Raw genomic sequence first — 15,968 nt, forward strand, 5'->3', positions numbered from 1 at the left:
GCTCGCCCGCGAAGGCCGCGCCTCGGTCTTAAAGCGGAGCCAACTCGGCCTCGGCTTCTACAGGCTTCGCAGCCTTCAACTGGCGCATCTGCTCACACCCCCACAACACCCGCTCCGGCGTCGCCGGTGCGTCGATTTTCGGTTGATGTTTGTAATCCCCCAGGCTGGCCACGGCGTCCTTGATCGCGCACCACGCGGCGATGCCGAGCATGAACGGTGGCTCGCCGACGGCCTTGGAGTGGAACACCGTGTCTTCCGGGTTCTTGCGGTTCTCCACCAGCTTGACCCGCAGATCCAGCGGCATGTCTGCCACGGCCGGGATCTTGTAACTGGCCGGGCCGTTGGTCATCAGCTTGCCTTTGGCATTCCACACCAGCTCTTCCATGGTCAGCCAGCCCATGCCCTGGATGAAACCGCCTTCGACCTGGCCGACGTCGATGGCCGGGTTCAACGAGGCACCGACGTCATGGAGGATGTCGGTACGCAGCATCTTGTATTCACCGGTCAGGGTGTCGACGAGCACTTCGCAGCAGGCGGCCCCGAAGGCGAAGTAGTAGAACGGACGACCACGGGCCTGGCTGCGGTCGTAGTAGATTTTCGGCGTCTTGTAGAAACCGGTGCTCGACAGCGACACCTGGGCGAAATATGCCTGTTGGATCAAGGCTTCAAAGGTCAGGATGTGATCGCGAATTCGCACGTGACCGTTATGGAACGCCACGTCTTCTTCGCTGACCTTGTACTGTCGAGCGGCAAATTCAACCAGGCGTTTCTTGATGGTTTCGGCGGCGTTCTGCGCTGCCTTGCCGTTCAGGTCGGCGCCGCTGGAGGCTGCGGTCGGCGAGGTGTTCGGTACTTTATCGGTGTTGGTGGCAGTGATCTGCACACGGTCCATTTCCACCTGGAACACTTCGGCCACCACCTGCGCGACCTTGGTGTTCAGGCCCTGGCCCATTTCGGTGCCGCCGTGGTTCAGGTGGATGCTGCCATCGGTGTAGACGTGCACCAGAGCCCCGGCCTGGTTGAGGAAGCTGGCGGTGAAGGAAATACCGAATTTTACCGGGGTCAGCGCCAGGCCTTTTTTCAGGATCGGGCTGTTGGCGTTGTAGCGACGGATCGCTTCACGACGTTCGAAGTACTGACTGCTTTCTTCGAGTTCGGCGGTCATTTCCTCGAGCATGTTGTGCTCGACGGTCTGGTAGTAATGGGTGACGTTGCGCTCGGTCTTGCCGTAGTAGTTGACCTTGCGCACCTGCAACGGATCGAGGGCCAGATGGCGGGCGATGGCGTCCATCACTTCTTCGATGGCGACCATGCCTTGCGGGCCGCCGAAGCCGCGATAAGCGGTGTTTGAAGCGGTGTTGGTCTTGCAGCGGTGGCCGTTGATGGTCGCATCGCCAAGGTAGTACGAGTTATCGGAGTGAAACATCGCCCGGTCGACAATCGAGGCCGACAGGTCCGGCGAGCAGCCGCAGTTGCCGGCCAGTTCCAGGGCGATGCCGTGCAGGCGGCCGGTGCTGTCGAAGCCGACGTCGTATTCGACATAGAACGGGTGGCGCTTGCCGGTCATCAACATGTCTTCGACCCGCGGCAGGCGCATCTTGGTCGGCTGGCCGGTCAGGTGCGCGATCACTGCGCACAGGCAGGCCGGGCTTGCCGCCTGGGTTTCCTTGCCGCCGAAACCGCCGCCCATGCGGCGCATGTCGACGACGATCTTGTTCATCGACACATCCAGCACTTCGGCCACCAGTTTCTGCACTTCGGTGGGGTTTTGCGTGGAGCAGTAAACGATCATGCCGCCGTCTTCGGTGGGCATCACCGATGAAATCTGGGTTTCCAGATAGAAGTGTTCCTGGCCGCCGATGTGCAGGGTGCCCTGGATGCGATGTTCGGCGGTTGCAAGCGCGGTGGCCGAGTCGCCGCGTTGATGGGTGTGACTTTCCAGCACGAAGTGGCGCTTGCGCAGGGCTTCGACGACATCCAGCACCGGCTCCAGGTCTTCGTACTCGATGATCGCGGCCATCGCCGCCTTGCGTGCGGTTTCCAGGTCCCGCGCCGCGACTGCAACCACCGGCTGGCCGACAAACTGCACGGTATCGATGGCCAGCAACGGATCGCCCGGCAGCAGCGGGCCGATGTCCTTGAGGCCCGGTACATCTTCGTGGGTGATGGCAATGCGCACACCCTCGAAGGCGTAGCACGGCGTGGTGTCGATACTGATGACTTTCGCGTGGGCACGGTCCGACAGGCGCGCGTACACGTGCAACTGATTGGGAAATTCCAGGCGATCGTCGATGTACTGCGCTTCACCGGACACATGCTTGGCGGCGCTGTCGTGCTTGACGCTGCGACCGACACCGGTGGTCAGGTCCTTGGCGAACAGCTCTGCCAGTTCGGCCTGGGTCTTCTCTACGGCGTGATGATTAGACATAAGCGGTCACCCGGGTCTCGATGTGCGGTGTTTGCAGTTCGATGAAGTACTTGCGCAGCAGGTTCTGCGCGCTGAGCAGGCGATACTCCTTGCTGGCGCGGAAATCCGAGAGGGGCGTGAAATCCTCGGCCAGAGCAGCGCAAGCGCGCTCAACGGCGGCGCTGTTGAAGGGCGCGCCGATCAATGCGGTTTCACAGGCGTTGGCTCGTTTGGGGATGGCCGCCATGCCGCCGAAAGCCACGCGGGCGTCGGTAATCACCCCGTTTTCCACACGCAGGTTGAACGCGGCGCAGACGGCGGAAATATCGTCGTCCAGACGCTTGGACACCTTATAGGCACGGAACAGCTGCTCCGTACGGGCGCGGGGGATGATGATCTTCTCGATGAACTCGCTTTCCAGGCGTGCCGTGACGCGGTAATCGATGAAGTAGTCTTCAAGCGCCAGGGTGCGGCGGGTTTCGCCCTTGCACAGGACGATCTGCGCGCCCAGAGCAATCAGCAGCGGTGGCGAGTCACCGATCGGCGAAGCGTTGCCGATGTTGCCGCCCAGGGTGCCCTGGTTGCGAATCTGCAAGGAGGCGAAGCGCTGCAGCAGTTCGCCAAAGTCCGGGTACTCGGCCTTCAGGGCGTCGTAGCAGTCGGAGAGGGCGGTGGCCGCGCCGATTTCCAGGCGGTCGTCGAAGTGCTCGATGCGCTTCATTTCAGTGACGTTGCCGACATAAATCATCACCGGCAGTGTGCGATGGAACTGCGTGACTTCCAGTGCCAGGTCCGTGCCGCCGGCGAGCAGGCGGGCCTGTGGATAAGCGTCGTAGAGATCGGCCAGATCGGCCACGGTCAGCGGCACCAGGCAACGTTTGTCGCCGCTGTTGAGTTCGCCGATATCCGTGGGCGCGATCGCTTTGAGGCGCGCGATGGTTTCTGCTTCACGGGCATCGAACTGGTCCGGTTGCCGGGTGGCGCAGCACGATTGCTCGGCGGCCTCCAGGATCGGCCGATAGCCGGTGCAGCGGCACAGGTTGCCGGCCAGGGCCTCATGGGTCTTGTGATGATCCGGTGCTTCGCTGTTCTTTTGCAGGGCGAACAGCGACATGACGAACCCGGGCGTGCAGAAGCCGCACTGCGAACCGTGGCATTCGACCATGGCCTTTTGCACGCTGTGCAGCTCGCCCTTGTGTTTGAGGTCTTCGACGCTGATCAGTTGTTTACCGTGCAGGGACGAAACGAAGGTCAGGCACGAATTGAGGCTGCGATAGCGAATGTGTTCACGGCCGGCGTCATCGGTCTGCAACTCGCCGACCACCACGGTGCACGCGCCGCAGTCACCACTGGCGCAGCCTTCCTTGGTGCCGGGTTTGCCTACATGGTCGCGCAAGTAGTTGAGCACGGTCAGGTTCGGGTCCAGGGCGTGCTCGCTACGGAGTTCCTGGTTTAGTAAAAACTGGATCACGGATGGCCTCGCAGACTCATTATTTTTGTTAACCGATGAAACCGAATTTAGCAGGTCTGACTTTTCGGTCAATGATTTTCTGACTTAAAGGTCAGGAAAATGCATTTCGTCGATCAACACTCGCTCCTACAGTATTGACCCTCGTGCGCCAGACTGCTTTTTGCTTGAATCGTGCCAAAAACCGCCGGCCGGGCCCTGCGCCATGACGTGTCAATTGCGCTACACTGCGCCGCTTGTGCAGATCGAAGAGTTTGAAGGACAACCATGACGTTCAAGGCGCCGGACAGCCTCGCCGAGCAAATCGCTCACCACCTCGCCGAACGCATCATTCGCGGTGAAATGAAGCCGGGGGAGCGCATCCAGGAACAGAAGGTCACGCAGGCGCTCGACGTCAGCCGTGGTTCGGTTCGCGAAGCCTTGCTGGTCCTCGAGCGTCGTCACTTGATCGCGATCCTGCCGCGTCGTGGCGCCCACGTAACCGAAATGACCGTGCACAAAGTGCAAAGCCTGTGCGCGCTGATGAGCGAGTTGTACATCCTGCTGGGCAATTCCGTGGCCAGCGGCTGGCAAGTCCAGGCCGATCTGGCGCCGTTCGTGCAAATTCAGCAGCGCCTGACCGCCAGTTACGAACGCCAGGACATCCGCACCTTCGTCGATGACAGCTTCAGCGTGATGCGTGCCACTTACCCGTTCGCCAACAATCCGTATCTGCAAGAGACCATCGAAAATCTGCAGCCGGCCATGAGTCGTGCTTATTTCCTCGCCCTGGACCAGCGCAAGGCCGAAATGAGCGAGTACCTGGAGCTTTTTTCACGCTTGCTCGCGGCCGTGATCGACCGTGACTTTGCGCTGATTCGCGAGGTGCTGACGGCGTATTGCCAGCGCAGTTGCGACTTGGTGATTTCTGCCCTGACGGACGCCTGAGGGTGCGGCTCAAGTGCATCAAGCTGGCGGGGTTCAAATCCTTCGTCGATCCGACCACGGTGAACTTCCCCAGTAACATGGCGGCGGTCGTGGGACCCAATGGCTGTGGCAAATCCAACATCATTGATGCCGTGCGCTGGGTGATGGGCGAGAGTTCGGCCAAAAACCTGCGCGGCGAGTCGATGACCGATGTCATCTTCAACGGCTCCACCAGTCGCAAACCGGTGAGCCAGGCGAGCATCGAACTGGTGTTCGATAACTCCGACGGCACGCTGATCGGCGAATACGCCGCTTACGCGGAGATCTCCATCCGCCGCAAGGTCACCCGCGACAGCCAGAACAGCTACTACCTCAACGGCGCCAAGTGCCGGCGTCGCGATATCACCGACATCTTCCTCGGCACCGGTCTTGGCCCGCGCAGCTACTCGATCATCGAGCAGGGGATGATTTCCAAGCTGATCGAGGCCAAACCGGAGGACCTGCGCAATTTCATCGAGGAAGCGGCAGGAATATCCAAATACAAGGAGCGTCGGCGCGAAACCGAAAACCGCATTCGCCGCACCCATGAAAACCTCGCCCGCCTGACCGACCTGCGTGAAGAGCTTGAGCGTCAGCTCGAACGCTTGCACCGCCAGGCCGAAGCCGCCAAGAAGTATCAGGAATACAAAGGCGAGGAGCGTCAGCTCAAGGCGCAACTGTCGGCCCTGCGCTGGCAGGATCTCAACGATCAGGTCGGCCAGCGCGAATCGATCATCGGCACCCAGGAAATCAGCTTTGAAGCCCTGGTTGCCGAGCAGCGCAACGCCGATGCCAGCATCGAACGCTTGCGTGACGGGCACCATGACCTGTCCGAACGCTTCAATCTTGTGCAGGGGCGTTTCTATTCGGTCGGTGGCGACATCGCACGGGTCGAACAGTCCATCCAGCATGGCCAGCAGCGTTTGCGCCAGTTGCAGGATGATTTGAAGGAAGCCGAGCGCGCGCGCCTGGAAACCGAGTCGCACCTGGGGCATGACCGCACCTTGCTGTTGACCCTTGGCGAAGAGCTGGACATGCTCACCCCGGAGCAGGAGGTCACCAGCGCCGCCGCCGAAGAGGCCGCCGCTGCGCTGGAAGAATCCGAAGCCACCATGCACGGCTGGCAGGAACAATGGGACACCTTCAACCTGACGGCCGCCGAACCGCGGCGTCAGGCTGAGGTTCAGCAGTCGCGAATCCAGCAGCTGGAAACCAGCCTGGAGCGTCTGGCCGAACGTCAAAAGCGTCTTGGTGAAGAACGTGCATTGCTCTCGGCGGACCCGGAGGACGCGGCGATCATGGAGCTCAGTGAGCAGCTTGCCGAGTCCGAGGCGACGCTTGAGGATCTGCAGAACAGTGAGCAAGCGCAGGTCGAGAAGCTTGAGCAACTGCGCCAGCAACTGCAGCAGACCTTGACCGCACAGCAGCAGGCTCAGGGCGATCTGCAGCGCCTCAATGGGCGACTGGCTTCGCTTGAAGCCTTGCAGCAAGCCGCGCTCGACCCCGGCACCGGTACTGCCGAATGGCTGCGTGAACAAAATCTGGCTGATCGCCCGCGTTTGGCCGAAGGCTTGAAAGTCGAGGCCGGCTGGGAGCTGGCGGTCGAGACCGTACTGGGCGCCGACCTGCAAGCGGTGCTGGTGGATGACTTCAACGATTTCGATTTGTCCGGGTTTGCCCAGGGCGATCTGCGATTGCTCAGTCCTGCCTCTGATGGCGTGCGTATAGCGGGCAGCTTGCTCGACAAAGTCGAGGCAGACGTTGATCTGTCGCCGTGGCTGGGCCTGGTCAAACCGGTCGACAGCCTCGAGCAGGCCTTGACCTTGCGCGGCGAGTTGGCTGCGGGTCAGAGCCTGATCAGCCGCGATGGTTACTGGGTGGGCCGGCATTTCCTGCGCGTGCGTCGGGCCAGTGAAGCGGAAAGTGGCGTACTCGCTCGCGGGCAGGAAATCCAGGCATTGAGCCTTGAGCGCGAAGAACGCGAAATCGCTGTCGAAGCCCTGGAAACGCAATTGCAGACCCTGCGAGCGCAACAGCGGCAGCAGGAAAACGGCCGCGAACATTTGCGTCGCCTGCTGCAGGACGAGGCCCGTCAGCAAGGTGAGCTGAAAGCCAGGCTGTCGGCCGGCAAGGCCAAGGTGGAGCAGTTGACCCTGCGCCGCACACGCCTGGACGAGGAACTGGTCGAGCTGGATGAGCAGCGTGCGCTGGAGCACGAAAATATCGGCGAAGCGCGACTGACATTGCAGCAAGCCCTGGACAGCATGGCGCTGGACACCGAGCAGCGCGAGTTGTTGCTGGCTCAGCGCGACAGCCTGCGCGAGCGCCTGGACCGTGTACGCCAGGAAGCGCGACAGCACAAGGATCATGCCCATCAACTGGCGGTGCGCCTGGGTTCGCTGCGGGCCCAGCACGATTCGACGCGCCAGGCGCTGGAACGCCTGGAGTTGCAGTCCGAACGGCTGACGGAAAAGCGCGAGCAATTGAGCCTCAACCTGGAGGAGGGCGAAGCGCCGCTGGAAGAGCTGCGGTTGAAGCTCGAAGAATTGCTCGACAAGCGCATGACCGTCGACGAAGAGCTCAAGACCGCTCAGATTGCGCTGGAAGATGCCGACCGCGCGTTGCGCGACGCCGAGAAGCGCCGCAGCCAGGCCGAGCAGCAATCGCAACTGATCCGTGGCCAGCTGGAACAACAGCGCATGGAATGGCAGGCACTGACCGTGCGGCGCAAGGCTTTGCAGGATCAGTTGCTCGAAGACGGATACGACCTGCACGGCGTGTTGGCCACCTTGACAGTCGAGGCCAGCGAAAAAGCCGCCGAGGAAGAGCTCGAGCGCATTGCTGCGCGGATTCAGCGCCTGGGTGCGATCAACCTCGCAGCCATCGACGAGTACCAGCAACAATCGGAGCGTAAACGTTATCTGGATGCGCAGGATGCCGATCTGGTGGAGGCGCTGGAAACGCTGGAAAACGTGATTCGCAAGATCGACAAGGAAACCCGTAACCGTTTCAAGGATACCTTTGATCAGATCAATGGCGGTTTACAGGCGCTTTTTCCAAAAGTTTTCGGTGGTGGCAGCGCGTATTTGGAACTGACGGGCGAAGATCTACTCGATACAGGGGTAACGATCATGGCGCGGCCGCCAGGAAAGAAGAACAGCACCATCCATTTGCTCTCCGGTGGCGAAAAAGCCCTGACGGCACTGGCACTGGTTTTTGCGATCTTCAAATTGAACCCGGCGCCGTTCTGCATGCTCGATGAGGTTGACGCGCCATTGGATGACGCTAACGTTGGACGCTACGCACGGCTGGTCAAAGAGATGTCGCAAACGGTGCAGTTCATCTATATCACCCACAACAAGATCGCCATGGAAATGGCTGATCAACTGATGGGGGTCACGATGCATGAGCCCGGCTGTTCGCGTCTGGTGGCAGTGGATGTCGAGGAGGCGATGGCGATGGTGGATGCCTGATTTGTACCTGTAGGATAGGTACTACATGCCCGCCAGGCCTTTTCTGATTGACCTGACTTGCTGGCTAATCGACATATTCGCTCAAGCCGTTGTGACAGACGGTGTAAAGTTGCCTTTGGTCGTGCTAGTTTAATGTCAATTTTTCGTATACGTGGGCAAAACGCCTGTCAGAACATAGAGTTGGCGCCACGTTTTAAAGCGGTTTACACATTGTAAACCCCTTATTTTCCAGCATTTTTTATAGAGGCACGGGATTACATGGAAATCGGTCTGCGCGAGTGGCTGATCGTCATCGGCATCATTGTCATTGCCGGTATTCTTTTCGACGGCTGGCGCCGCATGCGCGGCGGCAAGGGAAAACTGAAATTCCGCCTTGACCGAAACCTGTCCAACCTGCCGGACGAGGACACCAGCGCCGAGCTGTTGGGCCCGGCCCGTGTGCTCGATACCCACAAAGAGCCGCAACTGGATGAGCACGACCTGCCATCGGTGAGCATGCCGGCCCGTGAGCCCCGCGAAGCCCGTGAACCCCGCGAGTCGGGTTCCAAGCGCGGAAAACGCGGCAGCGAGCCGTCCCAGGGCGACCTGAACCTCAACCTGGATCTGGATGGCGGCCCGAGCCTGAACAGCCGCGATGATGATTTTGTCGAAGACACCAAGGCAGCTTCTACCATCAGCGATAAAGATCAGCCACAAGCTGAAGAGGTGCTGGTGATCAGCGTGATCTGCCGTGATGCGGCGGGCTTCAAGGGCCCGGCGCTGCTGCAGAACATTCTGGAAAGCGGCCTGCGTTTCGGTGAAATGGACATCTTCCACCGCCACGAAAGCATGGCGGGTAACGGTGAAGTCCTGTTCTCCATGGCCAACGCGGTCAAGCCTGGGGTATTTGACCTGGACGATATCGATCACTTCAGCACGCCGGCGGTGAGCTTCTTCCTCGGCCTGCCGGGGCCGCGTCATCCGAAACAGGCGTTCGATGTGATGGTGGCAGCGGCGCGCAAACTGTCTCAGGAACTCAACGGCGAACTGAAAGACGACCAGCGCAGCGTTTTGACTGCCCAGACGATTGAGCACTACCGTCAGCGCATCGTCGAATTCGAGCGTCGCGCCCTGACCCAGAAGCGCTGAAATCAGAACCTCGCCGGCAAGCCGTGCTCCTACAATATGCTTTACCGCTTTAACAGATTGAGCAGCCTCGGCTGCTCTTTTGCTTTATGAGAGAACACCCATGACTGCCGCCAAAACCCGTATTGCAGAGCTGCGCGCCGAGTTGGACCTGCACAACTACCGTTATCACGTGCTGGACGAGCCGAGCATTCCGGACGCCGAGTACGACCGGTTGTTCAAGGAACTCAAGGCGCTGGAAGCCGCCAATCCCGAGTTGATCACCAGTGACTCGCCGACCCAGCGCGTCGGCAGCGCGGCATTGACGGCCTTCACCCAGGTGCGCCACGAAGTGCCGATGCTCAGCCTCGGCAACGCCTTCGAAGAAACCGACATGCGCGAGTTTGACCGTCGAGTTACTGAAGGCCTGGATCTGCCGGCCGGTGATTTGTTCGGTGGCGGTGTCGAGGTGGAGTACAGCTGCGAGCCGAAGCTCGATGGCCTGGCCGTCAGCCTGCTTTATCAGGAGGGCGTGCTGGTGCGCGGCGCAACCCGTGGCGACGGCACCACCGGCGAAGACATCAGCGTCAACGTGCGCACCGTGCGCAACATCCCGCTCAAGTTGCATGGCACCGGCTGGCCGGCGACGCTGGAAGTGCGTGGTGAGGTGTTCATGTCCAAGGCGGGGTTCGAGCGGCTCAATGCCACGCAGCTGGAAGTTGGCGGCAAGACCTTTGCCAACCCGCGAAACGCAGCGGCAGGGAGTCTGCGACAGCTGGACTCGAAGATCACCGCCAACCGCCCGCTGGAATTCTGCTGCTACGGTATCGGCCAGGTGTCCCACGATATTTCCGACACCCACATTGGTAACCTCAAGCAATTACAGGCCTGGGGCATGCCGATCAGCCATGAGCTGAAACTGGCGAACGGCGTCGATGCATGCCTGGACTACTACCGCGACATCGGTGAGCGTCGTAACGCGTTGCCCTATGAAATCGATGGTGTGGTGTTCAAGGTCAACAGCATCGCTTCGCAGCGTGAATTGGGCTTTCGTGCCCGTGAGCCACGTTGGGCCATCGCCCATAAATTCCCGGCCATGGAAGAACTCACCGAATTGCTCGACGTGGAGTTCCAGGTCGGCCGTACCGGCGCTGTCACGCCTGTGGCGCGCCTGAAACCGGTCAAGGTGGCCGGCGTGACCGTGGCCAACGCCACACTGCACAACATGGATGAAGTGGCGCGCCTGGGGCTGATGATCGGAGACACCGTGATCATTCGTCGTGCTGGCGACGTGATTCCGCAAGTGGTGCAAGTGGTCACCGAGCGCCGCCCCGAGGATGCGCGTGCGGTGCAGATTCCGCAGCGCTGCCCGGTGTGCGGCTCTCATGTCGAGCGCACCCAACTGGTCAAGCGCAGCAAGGGCCGTGAAACCGTCAGCGAGGGTGCGGTGTACCGTTGTGTCGGACGCCTGGCCTGCGGTGCGCAGTTGAAGCAGGCGATCATCCACTTTGTTTCCCGTCGGGCGATGGATATCGAGGGCCTGGGCGACAAGAGCGTCGAGCAGTTGGTGGATGAAGGCCTGGTCAGCTCGCCGGCAGACCTGTATGCGCTGAAATTCGATGACATAGTCGATCTGGAAGGCTTTGCCGAGGTGTCGAGCAACAAACTGTTGAGCGCTATCGAGGACAGCAAGAAACCCGGTCTGGCGCGTTTTATCTATGCCCTCGGCATACCCGATGTCGGCGAAGAGACGGCCAAGGTGCTGGCGCGTTCGCTGGGGTCGCTTGAGCGCGTGCAGCAAGCCTTGCCGCAAGTGCTGACCTATCTGCCGGACATCGGTCTGGAAGTGGCGCATGAAATTCACAGCTTCTTCGAGGACGCGCACAACCAGCAGGTCATCAGCGAACTGCTGGGGCATGGCTTGCAGATTCAGGACCAGGGCGAACTGGGGGCTGAATTCGCTGCGAGTACGACCTTGGGCGGTTTTCTCGACAAACTGCACATTCCCTTGGTCGGGCCGGGTGGCGCGCAGAAACTGGCGGACAGGTTCGGCTCACTGGACGCCGTGATGAACGCCGATTGGCTTGATATGCGCCAGGCATTGCCGGAGAAGCAGGCCAACTCGGTTCGTGAGTTTTTTGCCCAAGCGCAGCATCGGCAAATCGCCGAATCCGCCGAGCAGCAATTGCGCGAATTCGGCATGCACTGGCAGAGCGAGAAAAAGGTCGTCGAAGGCCTGCCGCTCGCCGGGGAAACCTGGGTGCTGACCGGCAAGGTCGAAGTGATGAGCCGTGATGTCGCCAAGGAGCATCTGGAAAGCCTTGGGGCCAAGGTGGCGGGCTCTGTGTCGGCCAAGACCCACTGCGTCGTGGCCGGACCGGGAGCGGGATCGAAACTCGCCAAGGCGAACGAGCTGGGTGTGAGGGTGATGGATGAAGAGGCGTTTCTCGTGTTTCTGAAGGAATACGGCATTAGCGTTTGAGGTTGCCGCGCCTTCGAAAACGCCTTCGCCGACAAGCCTGGCTCCTACAGCGGGTGCTGCCGTCGACCGCCATTGCCGGGTTGCGATTCATTCATCGGGTGATTCAGCAACAGGGGCAGGGCGCAGAAGGGGTTGTCCCCACAGGTGTGGGGGCAGGCTCGGGGCGCGCCGGGCCAATCTTTTCAGCTCGACGCATGTCTTTGACCGGCCTCATATTTTTTAATCTGTCCGAACGGTTGTAACTTCGACTCAGATAGGTACAATGGCGCGGCTCGCCGCAAGGCGAGCGTCGTTATGGTGGCCCCATCGGTCCCCCCGCAACGATCAGCCGTGAACCCGGTCAGGCCTGGAAGGGAGCAGCCGCAGCGGTGACATTGTGTGCCGGGGTGTGGCTGGTGGGGTCGCCACCTATCTCCAGGCCGTTGTGAATCAACGCGCTGCCAATCCTGAAATTCCACATTCGACAGCGTGGCCTTTAACTAGGCGAGCCATTCGATTGCCTTTTTCAATACGTCGGCCCGTCGGCCCTGATCAGGTTCTCACCCTCGACAACCGCTGATTGTGCCGGTGTTCCGGCTTCGGGTTCGTTACCAATATACAGCCGGATGGCGTCATCGATTTCCCCTGAGCTCTTCATGCGTACCAGGGTGCTCAGAATGCGTTGTACGGGCAGGCGCGGGTCGTTGCGGACGTAGCAGCCGACATTCTGCTCCTGCAGTACCGCGACGCCTTGCAGGCGATGCTCCGGCAGCAGGCGTTGATTGAACCAGTCCAGCGTCCATTGATTGCTGACGGCATAGCGATTGCGTCCAGCCTGGAGTTTTTCCAGTACCTGTTCCTGGTTGCGGGCATCGTCGCGTTGCAGGCGATCGGCGTCGAACAGTGGCTGCAGGGTCGGGTAGCTGTAGCCGAGCACGGTGCCGATGGATTGTCTCGGCAGGCTGGCGGCATTCACCGTGAGCTGTGGGGCAGGGCGGCTGACCAACAGGTCGGGTTGCCGCCAGAGCGGAATGCTCCACAGATAATCGCCGGACAGTTCAGGCAGCCATGATTTCGCGACATAGCAGCGGATATCCACTTCGCCATGCTCCATCGCCTGCTGTATGCGGCCACGGGGCAACACATGAAATTCGGCGGGTACGCCCACCTGGGTCGCGAGGCTGAGCATCACGTCGTACAAAATGCCCTGGGTCGGTCGCCCCTGGTCAATCTGAACCATCGGCATCGCCCAACTGTCGGGTACCACAAAGCGCAATGGCGCTTCGGCGGCCACGCCGTTCAGGCTGATCAGCAACAGTGCCCCCAAGGCCAGCCGCATAAACGCTCCGCTATCGATGTCACAACACGCCCCAAAGTGCAGCTTAGCCAGATTAGGCGAGCGCGCCGGATGCAATTTTGCCCTTGCTCCGCTAGCATTAGCCGCTTCTGCTTCTTTCGTTGCGACGGTTTTCGATGAGTTATCAGGTTCTTGCACGTAAATGGCGTCCACGCTCGTTCCGCGAAATGGTCGGCCAGACCCATGTGCTCAAGGCTCTGATCAATGCCTTGGACAGCCAGCGGCTGCACCACGCCTACCTGTTCACCGGTACGCGCGGGGTCGGCAAGACCACCATCGCGCGGATCATTGCCAAATGCCTGAACTGTGAAACAGGTATCACTTCGACGCCCTGTGGCGAGTGCTCGGTGTGCCGCGAGATCGATGAAGGCCGTTTCGTCGACCTGATCGAGATCGACGCCGCCAGCCGCACCAAGGTCGAAGACACCCGCGAGTTGCTCGACAACGTGCAATACGCACCCAGCCGCGGGCGCTTCAAGGTCTACCTGATCGACGAAGTGCACATGCTCTCCAGCCATTCCTTCAATGCGCTGTTGAAAACCCTCGAAGAGCCGCCACCCTACGTCAAGTTCATCCTGGCGACCACCGATCCGCAGAAACTTCCTGCAACGATTCTGTCGCGGTGCCTGCAATTCTCCCTGAAGAACATGACGCCGGAACGCGTGGTCGAGCATTTGACCCACGTTTTGGGCGTCGAGAACGTGCCGTTCGAAGACGATGCGCTGTGGTTGCTGGGCCGCGCCGCCGATGGCTCGATGCGTGATGCCATGAGTCTGACCGACCAGGCGATTGCCTTCGGTGAGGGCAAGGTCATGGCCACCGATGTGCGGGCGATGCTCGGCACCCTCGATCACGGCCAGGTCTATGACGTCCTGCATGCGTTGATCGAAGGCGATGCCAAGGCGTTGCTTGAAGCGGTCCGGCATCTGGCAGAACAGGGACCGGACTGGAGTGGCGTACTGTCGGAAATGCTCAACGTGCTGCACCGTGTCGCCATTGCCCAGGCCTTGCCTGAGGGTGTCGACAACGGTCATGGCGACCGCGACCGGGTGCTGGCACTGGCCAGGGCCCTGCCGGCCGAAGATGTGCAGTTCTACTACCAGATGGGTCTGATCGGTCGTCGCGACCTGCCGTTGGCACCGGACCCGCGGGGTGGCTTCGAAATGGTGCTGCTGCGGATGTTGGCGTTCCGGCCCGCCGATACCACCGATGCCCCAAGGCAATCGCTAAAGCCAGTGGGGATCAGCCAGGCCACAGTTGATTCCGCCAATTCAGTGGCTGCCGCGCCGGCTGTTGCACCAGTGGCGGCGGTTGCACCGGCACCGTCCGTACCTGTCGCTGCGGTAGTGGCTCCCGAGCCGGCTCCTGCGCCCGAGCCGGTTGCGCCTGTGGTTGTTCCCGCGCCTGTGATCGAGGCGGCGGTGGTCGAAGAGGTCGAAGAAGTTATCGACTTGCCATGGAACGACCCCGTAGAACCCGCCATCGCTCAGCAGCCAGCAGTGGAGTCGGTGGCGGAAACTGCCAGCGAACAACCTGAAGTGGTGCCGATGCCGACGTTGGACAGCGGAATGCCGGATGCGCCGCAATGGGCTGCCGAGTCGATCCCGCCGTCATCCATTGCCGACGTCGCGATCCCGCCGGGCATGGATGCGGATGATGAGCCGCCACTGGACGAAGACTATATCGAGCCCGACATGGACTCGGCCTACAGCTACCTGGACGACTTGGCCAGCGAGCATGCCGTCGAGCCCGCACCGGAGCCTGAACCCGAGCCTGCCGCCGCGCCAGCCACCGGATTGGCCCTGCAATGGCTGGAGTTGTTCCCCAAGCTGCCGATCTCGGGCATGACCGGCAGTATCGCCGCCAACTGCACGCTGATCGCGGTGGAGGGTGACCATTGGCTGCTGCACCTGGACCCGGCCCATAGCGCCTTGTTCAATGCCACGCAGCAGCGTCGTCTGAACGAGGCGTTGAACCAGTACCACGGGCGTACCCTGACTCTGACCATGGAACTGATCAAGCCCGAGCAGGAAACCCCGGCCCAGGCCGCGTCGCGCCGTCGTGCCGACCGTCAGCGCGAGGCCGAGGAGTCCATCCATGGCGATCCGTTCATCCAGCAAATGATGCAGCAGTTCGGTGCGGTGGTCCGTAACGATACTATTGAACCTGTCGAAGCTCTGGCCACTCAGGGCCAATAACTGAAGGCGTCTGGTCAAAAAGCCGGGCGCCGTTTTAATCCAAGTACTTTTGAGGTGATTCCCATGATGAAAGGTGGCATGGCCGGCCTGATGAAGCAGGCGCAGCAGATGCAGGAAAAAATGGCCAAGATGCAGGAAGAACTGGCCAACGCCGAAGTCACCGGTCGCGCGGGTGGCGACATGGTCACTGTGGTGATGACCGGTCGTCATGACGTCAAGCGCGTGACCATCGATCCAAGCCTGGTTGAAGGCCTGAGCGAAGACGACAAGGAAATGCTGGAAGCGGTATTCGCGGCTGCGGTGAACGACGCCGTGCGCAAGATCGAAGCCAACAGCCAGGACAAGATGTCCGGCATGACCGCTGGCATGCAACTGCCACCGGGCATGAAACTGCCGTTCTGATTCGCCAGGACGCGTCGGATGGGCTAAACAAAAATGCCAGGCATCGCGCCTGGCATTTTTGTTTCTGTCTGCCGGGTAGGTGGTGCCAGTGACATGGCTATCGCGAGCAGGCTCGCTCCCACAGTTGACCAAGTGTACATGTGGGAGCGAGCC

General features: G+C 60.8%; 9 protein-coding genes and 1 other RNA gene. 7 read left to right on the top strand and 3 right to left on the bottom strand.

The features are described from left to right. Nucleotides 1-28 precede the first annotated feature (28 nt). Together xdhB and xdhA are read right to left on the bottom strand one after the other, a co-directional pair. Nucleotides 29-2,428: a xanthine dehydrogenase molybdopterin binding subunit gene (xdhB, locus tag ACQKP2_RS20455; protein ID WP_427578978.1), complete on the bottom strand. Its 2,400-nt coding sequence runs from the start codon at nucleotides 2,426-2,428 to the stop codon at nucleotides 29-31. Then, nucleotides 2,421-3,878: a xanthine dehydrogenase small subunit gene (gene xdhA / locus ACQKP2_RS20460; RefSeq protein ID WP_427578980.1), complete on the bottom strand. Its 1,458-nt coding sequence runs from the start codon at nucleotides 3,876-3,878 to the stop codon at nucleotides 2,421-2,423. The genes xdhB and xdhA overlap by 8 nt, the downstream gene beginning before the upstream one ends. Nucleotides 3,879-4,142: 264 nt before the next feature. Between xdhA and ACQKP2_RS20465 the strand changes: the two genes are divergently transcribed. The 5 genes from ACQKP2_RS20465 to ffs all read left to right on the top strand — a co-directional run bounded on the left by ACQKP2_RS20465 (nucleotide 4,143) and on the right by ffs (nucleotide 12,280). Beyond that, entirely contained in the window at nucleotides 4,143-4,802 is a 660-nt protein-coding gene (locus tag ACQKP2_RS20465; RefSeq protein ID WP_427578982.1) for a GntR family transcriptional regulator, read from the top strand. Between the two features lie 2 nt (nucleotides 4,803-4,804). Continuing rightward, complete coding sequence (gene smc, locus ACQKP2_RS20470) at nucleotides 4,805-8,293, top strand: chromosome segregation protein SMC (protein WP_427578984.1); 3,489 nt, start codon at nucleotides 4,805-4,807, stop codon at nucleotides 8,291-8,293. 258 nt (nucleotides 8,294-8,551) lie between these two features. After that, on the top strand, nucleotides 8,552-9,421 hold the full coding sequence (gene zipA, locus ACQKP2_RS20475; RefSeq protein WP_427578985.1) for a cell division protein ZipA: 870 nt from the start codon (nucleotides 8,552-8,554) through the stop codon (nucleotides 9,419-9,421). A gap of 100 nt (nucleotides 9,422-9,521) precedes the next feature. Beyond that, nucleotides 9,522-11,879: an NAD-dependent DNA ligase LigA gene (gene ligA, locus ACQKP2_RS20480; RefSeq protein WP_427578987.1), complete on the top strand. Its 2,358-nt coding sequence runs from the start codon at nucleotides 9,522-9,524 to the stop codon at nucleotides 11,877-11,879. Between the two features lie 304 nt (nucleotides 11,880-12,183). Then, nucleotides 12,184-12,280: signal recognition particle sRNA small type (ffs, locus tag ACQKP2_RS20485), an RNA gene on the top strand. Between the two features lie 104 nt (nucleotides 12,281-12,384). On the opposite strand, the gene ACQKP2_RS20490 is transcribed toward ffs, so the two are convergent. Then, a complete protein-coding gene (locus ACQKP2_RS20490; protein ID WP_427578989.1) occupies nucleotides 12,385-13,197 on the bottom strand; it encodes a substrate-binding periplasmic protein in 813 nt (270 codons plus the stop codon). Nucleotides 13,198-13,331: 134 nt separating this feature from the next. On the opposite strand from ACQKP2_RS20490, the gene dnaX reads away from it, so the two are divergent. Both dnaX and ACQKP2_RS20500 read left to right on the top strand, forming a co-directional pair. Continuing rightward, nucleotides 13,332-15,413: a DNA polymerase III subunit gamma/tau gene (gene dnaX, locus ACQKP2_RS20495; RefSeq protein ID WP_427578990.1), complete on the top strand. Its 2,082-nt coding sequence runs from the start codon at nucleotides 13,332-13,334 to the stop codon at nucleotides 15,411-15,413. Between the two features lie 63 nt (nucleotides 15,414-15,476). Next, nucleotides 15,477-15,815 (top strand): YbaB/EbfC family nucleoid-associated protein, encoded by a 339-nt coding sequence (locus ACQKP2_RS20500; protein ID WP_427578992.1) that lies wholly within the window; start codon nucleotides 15,477-15,479, stop codon nucleotides 15,813-15,815. Nucleotides 15,816-15,968: the final 153 nt, after the last annotated feature.

The sequence above is a fragment of the Pseudomonas sp. NPDC089569 genome, from assembly GCF_050280625.1.
GTDB lineage: Bacteria > Pseudomonadota > Gammaproteobacteria > Pseudomonadales > Pseudomonadaceae > Aquipseudomonas.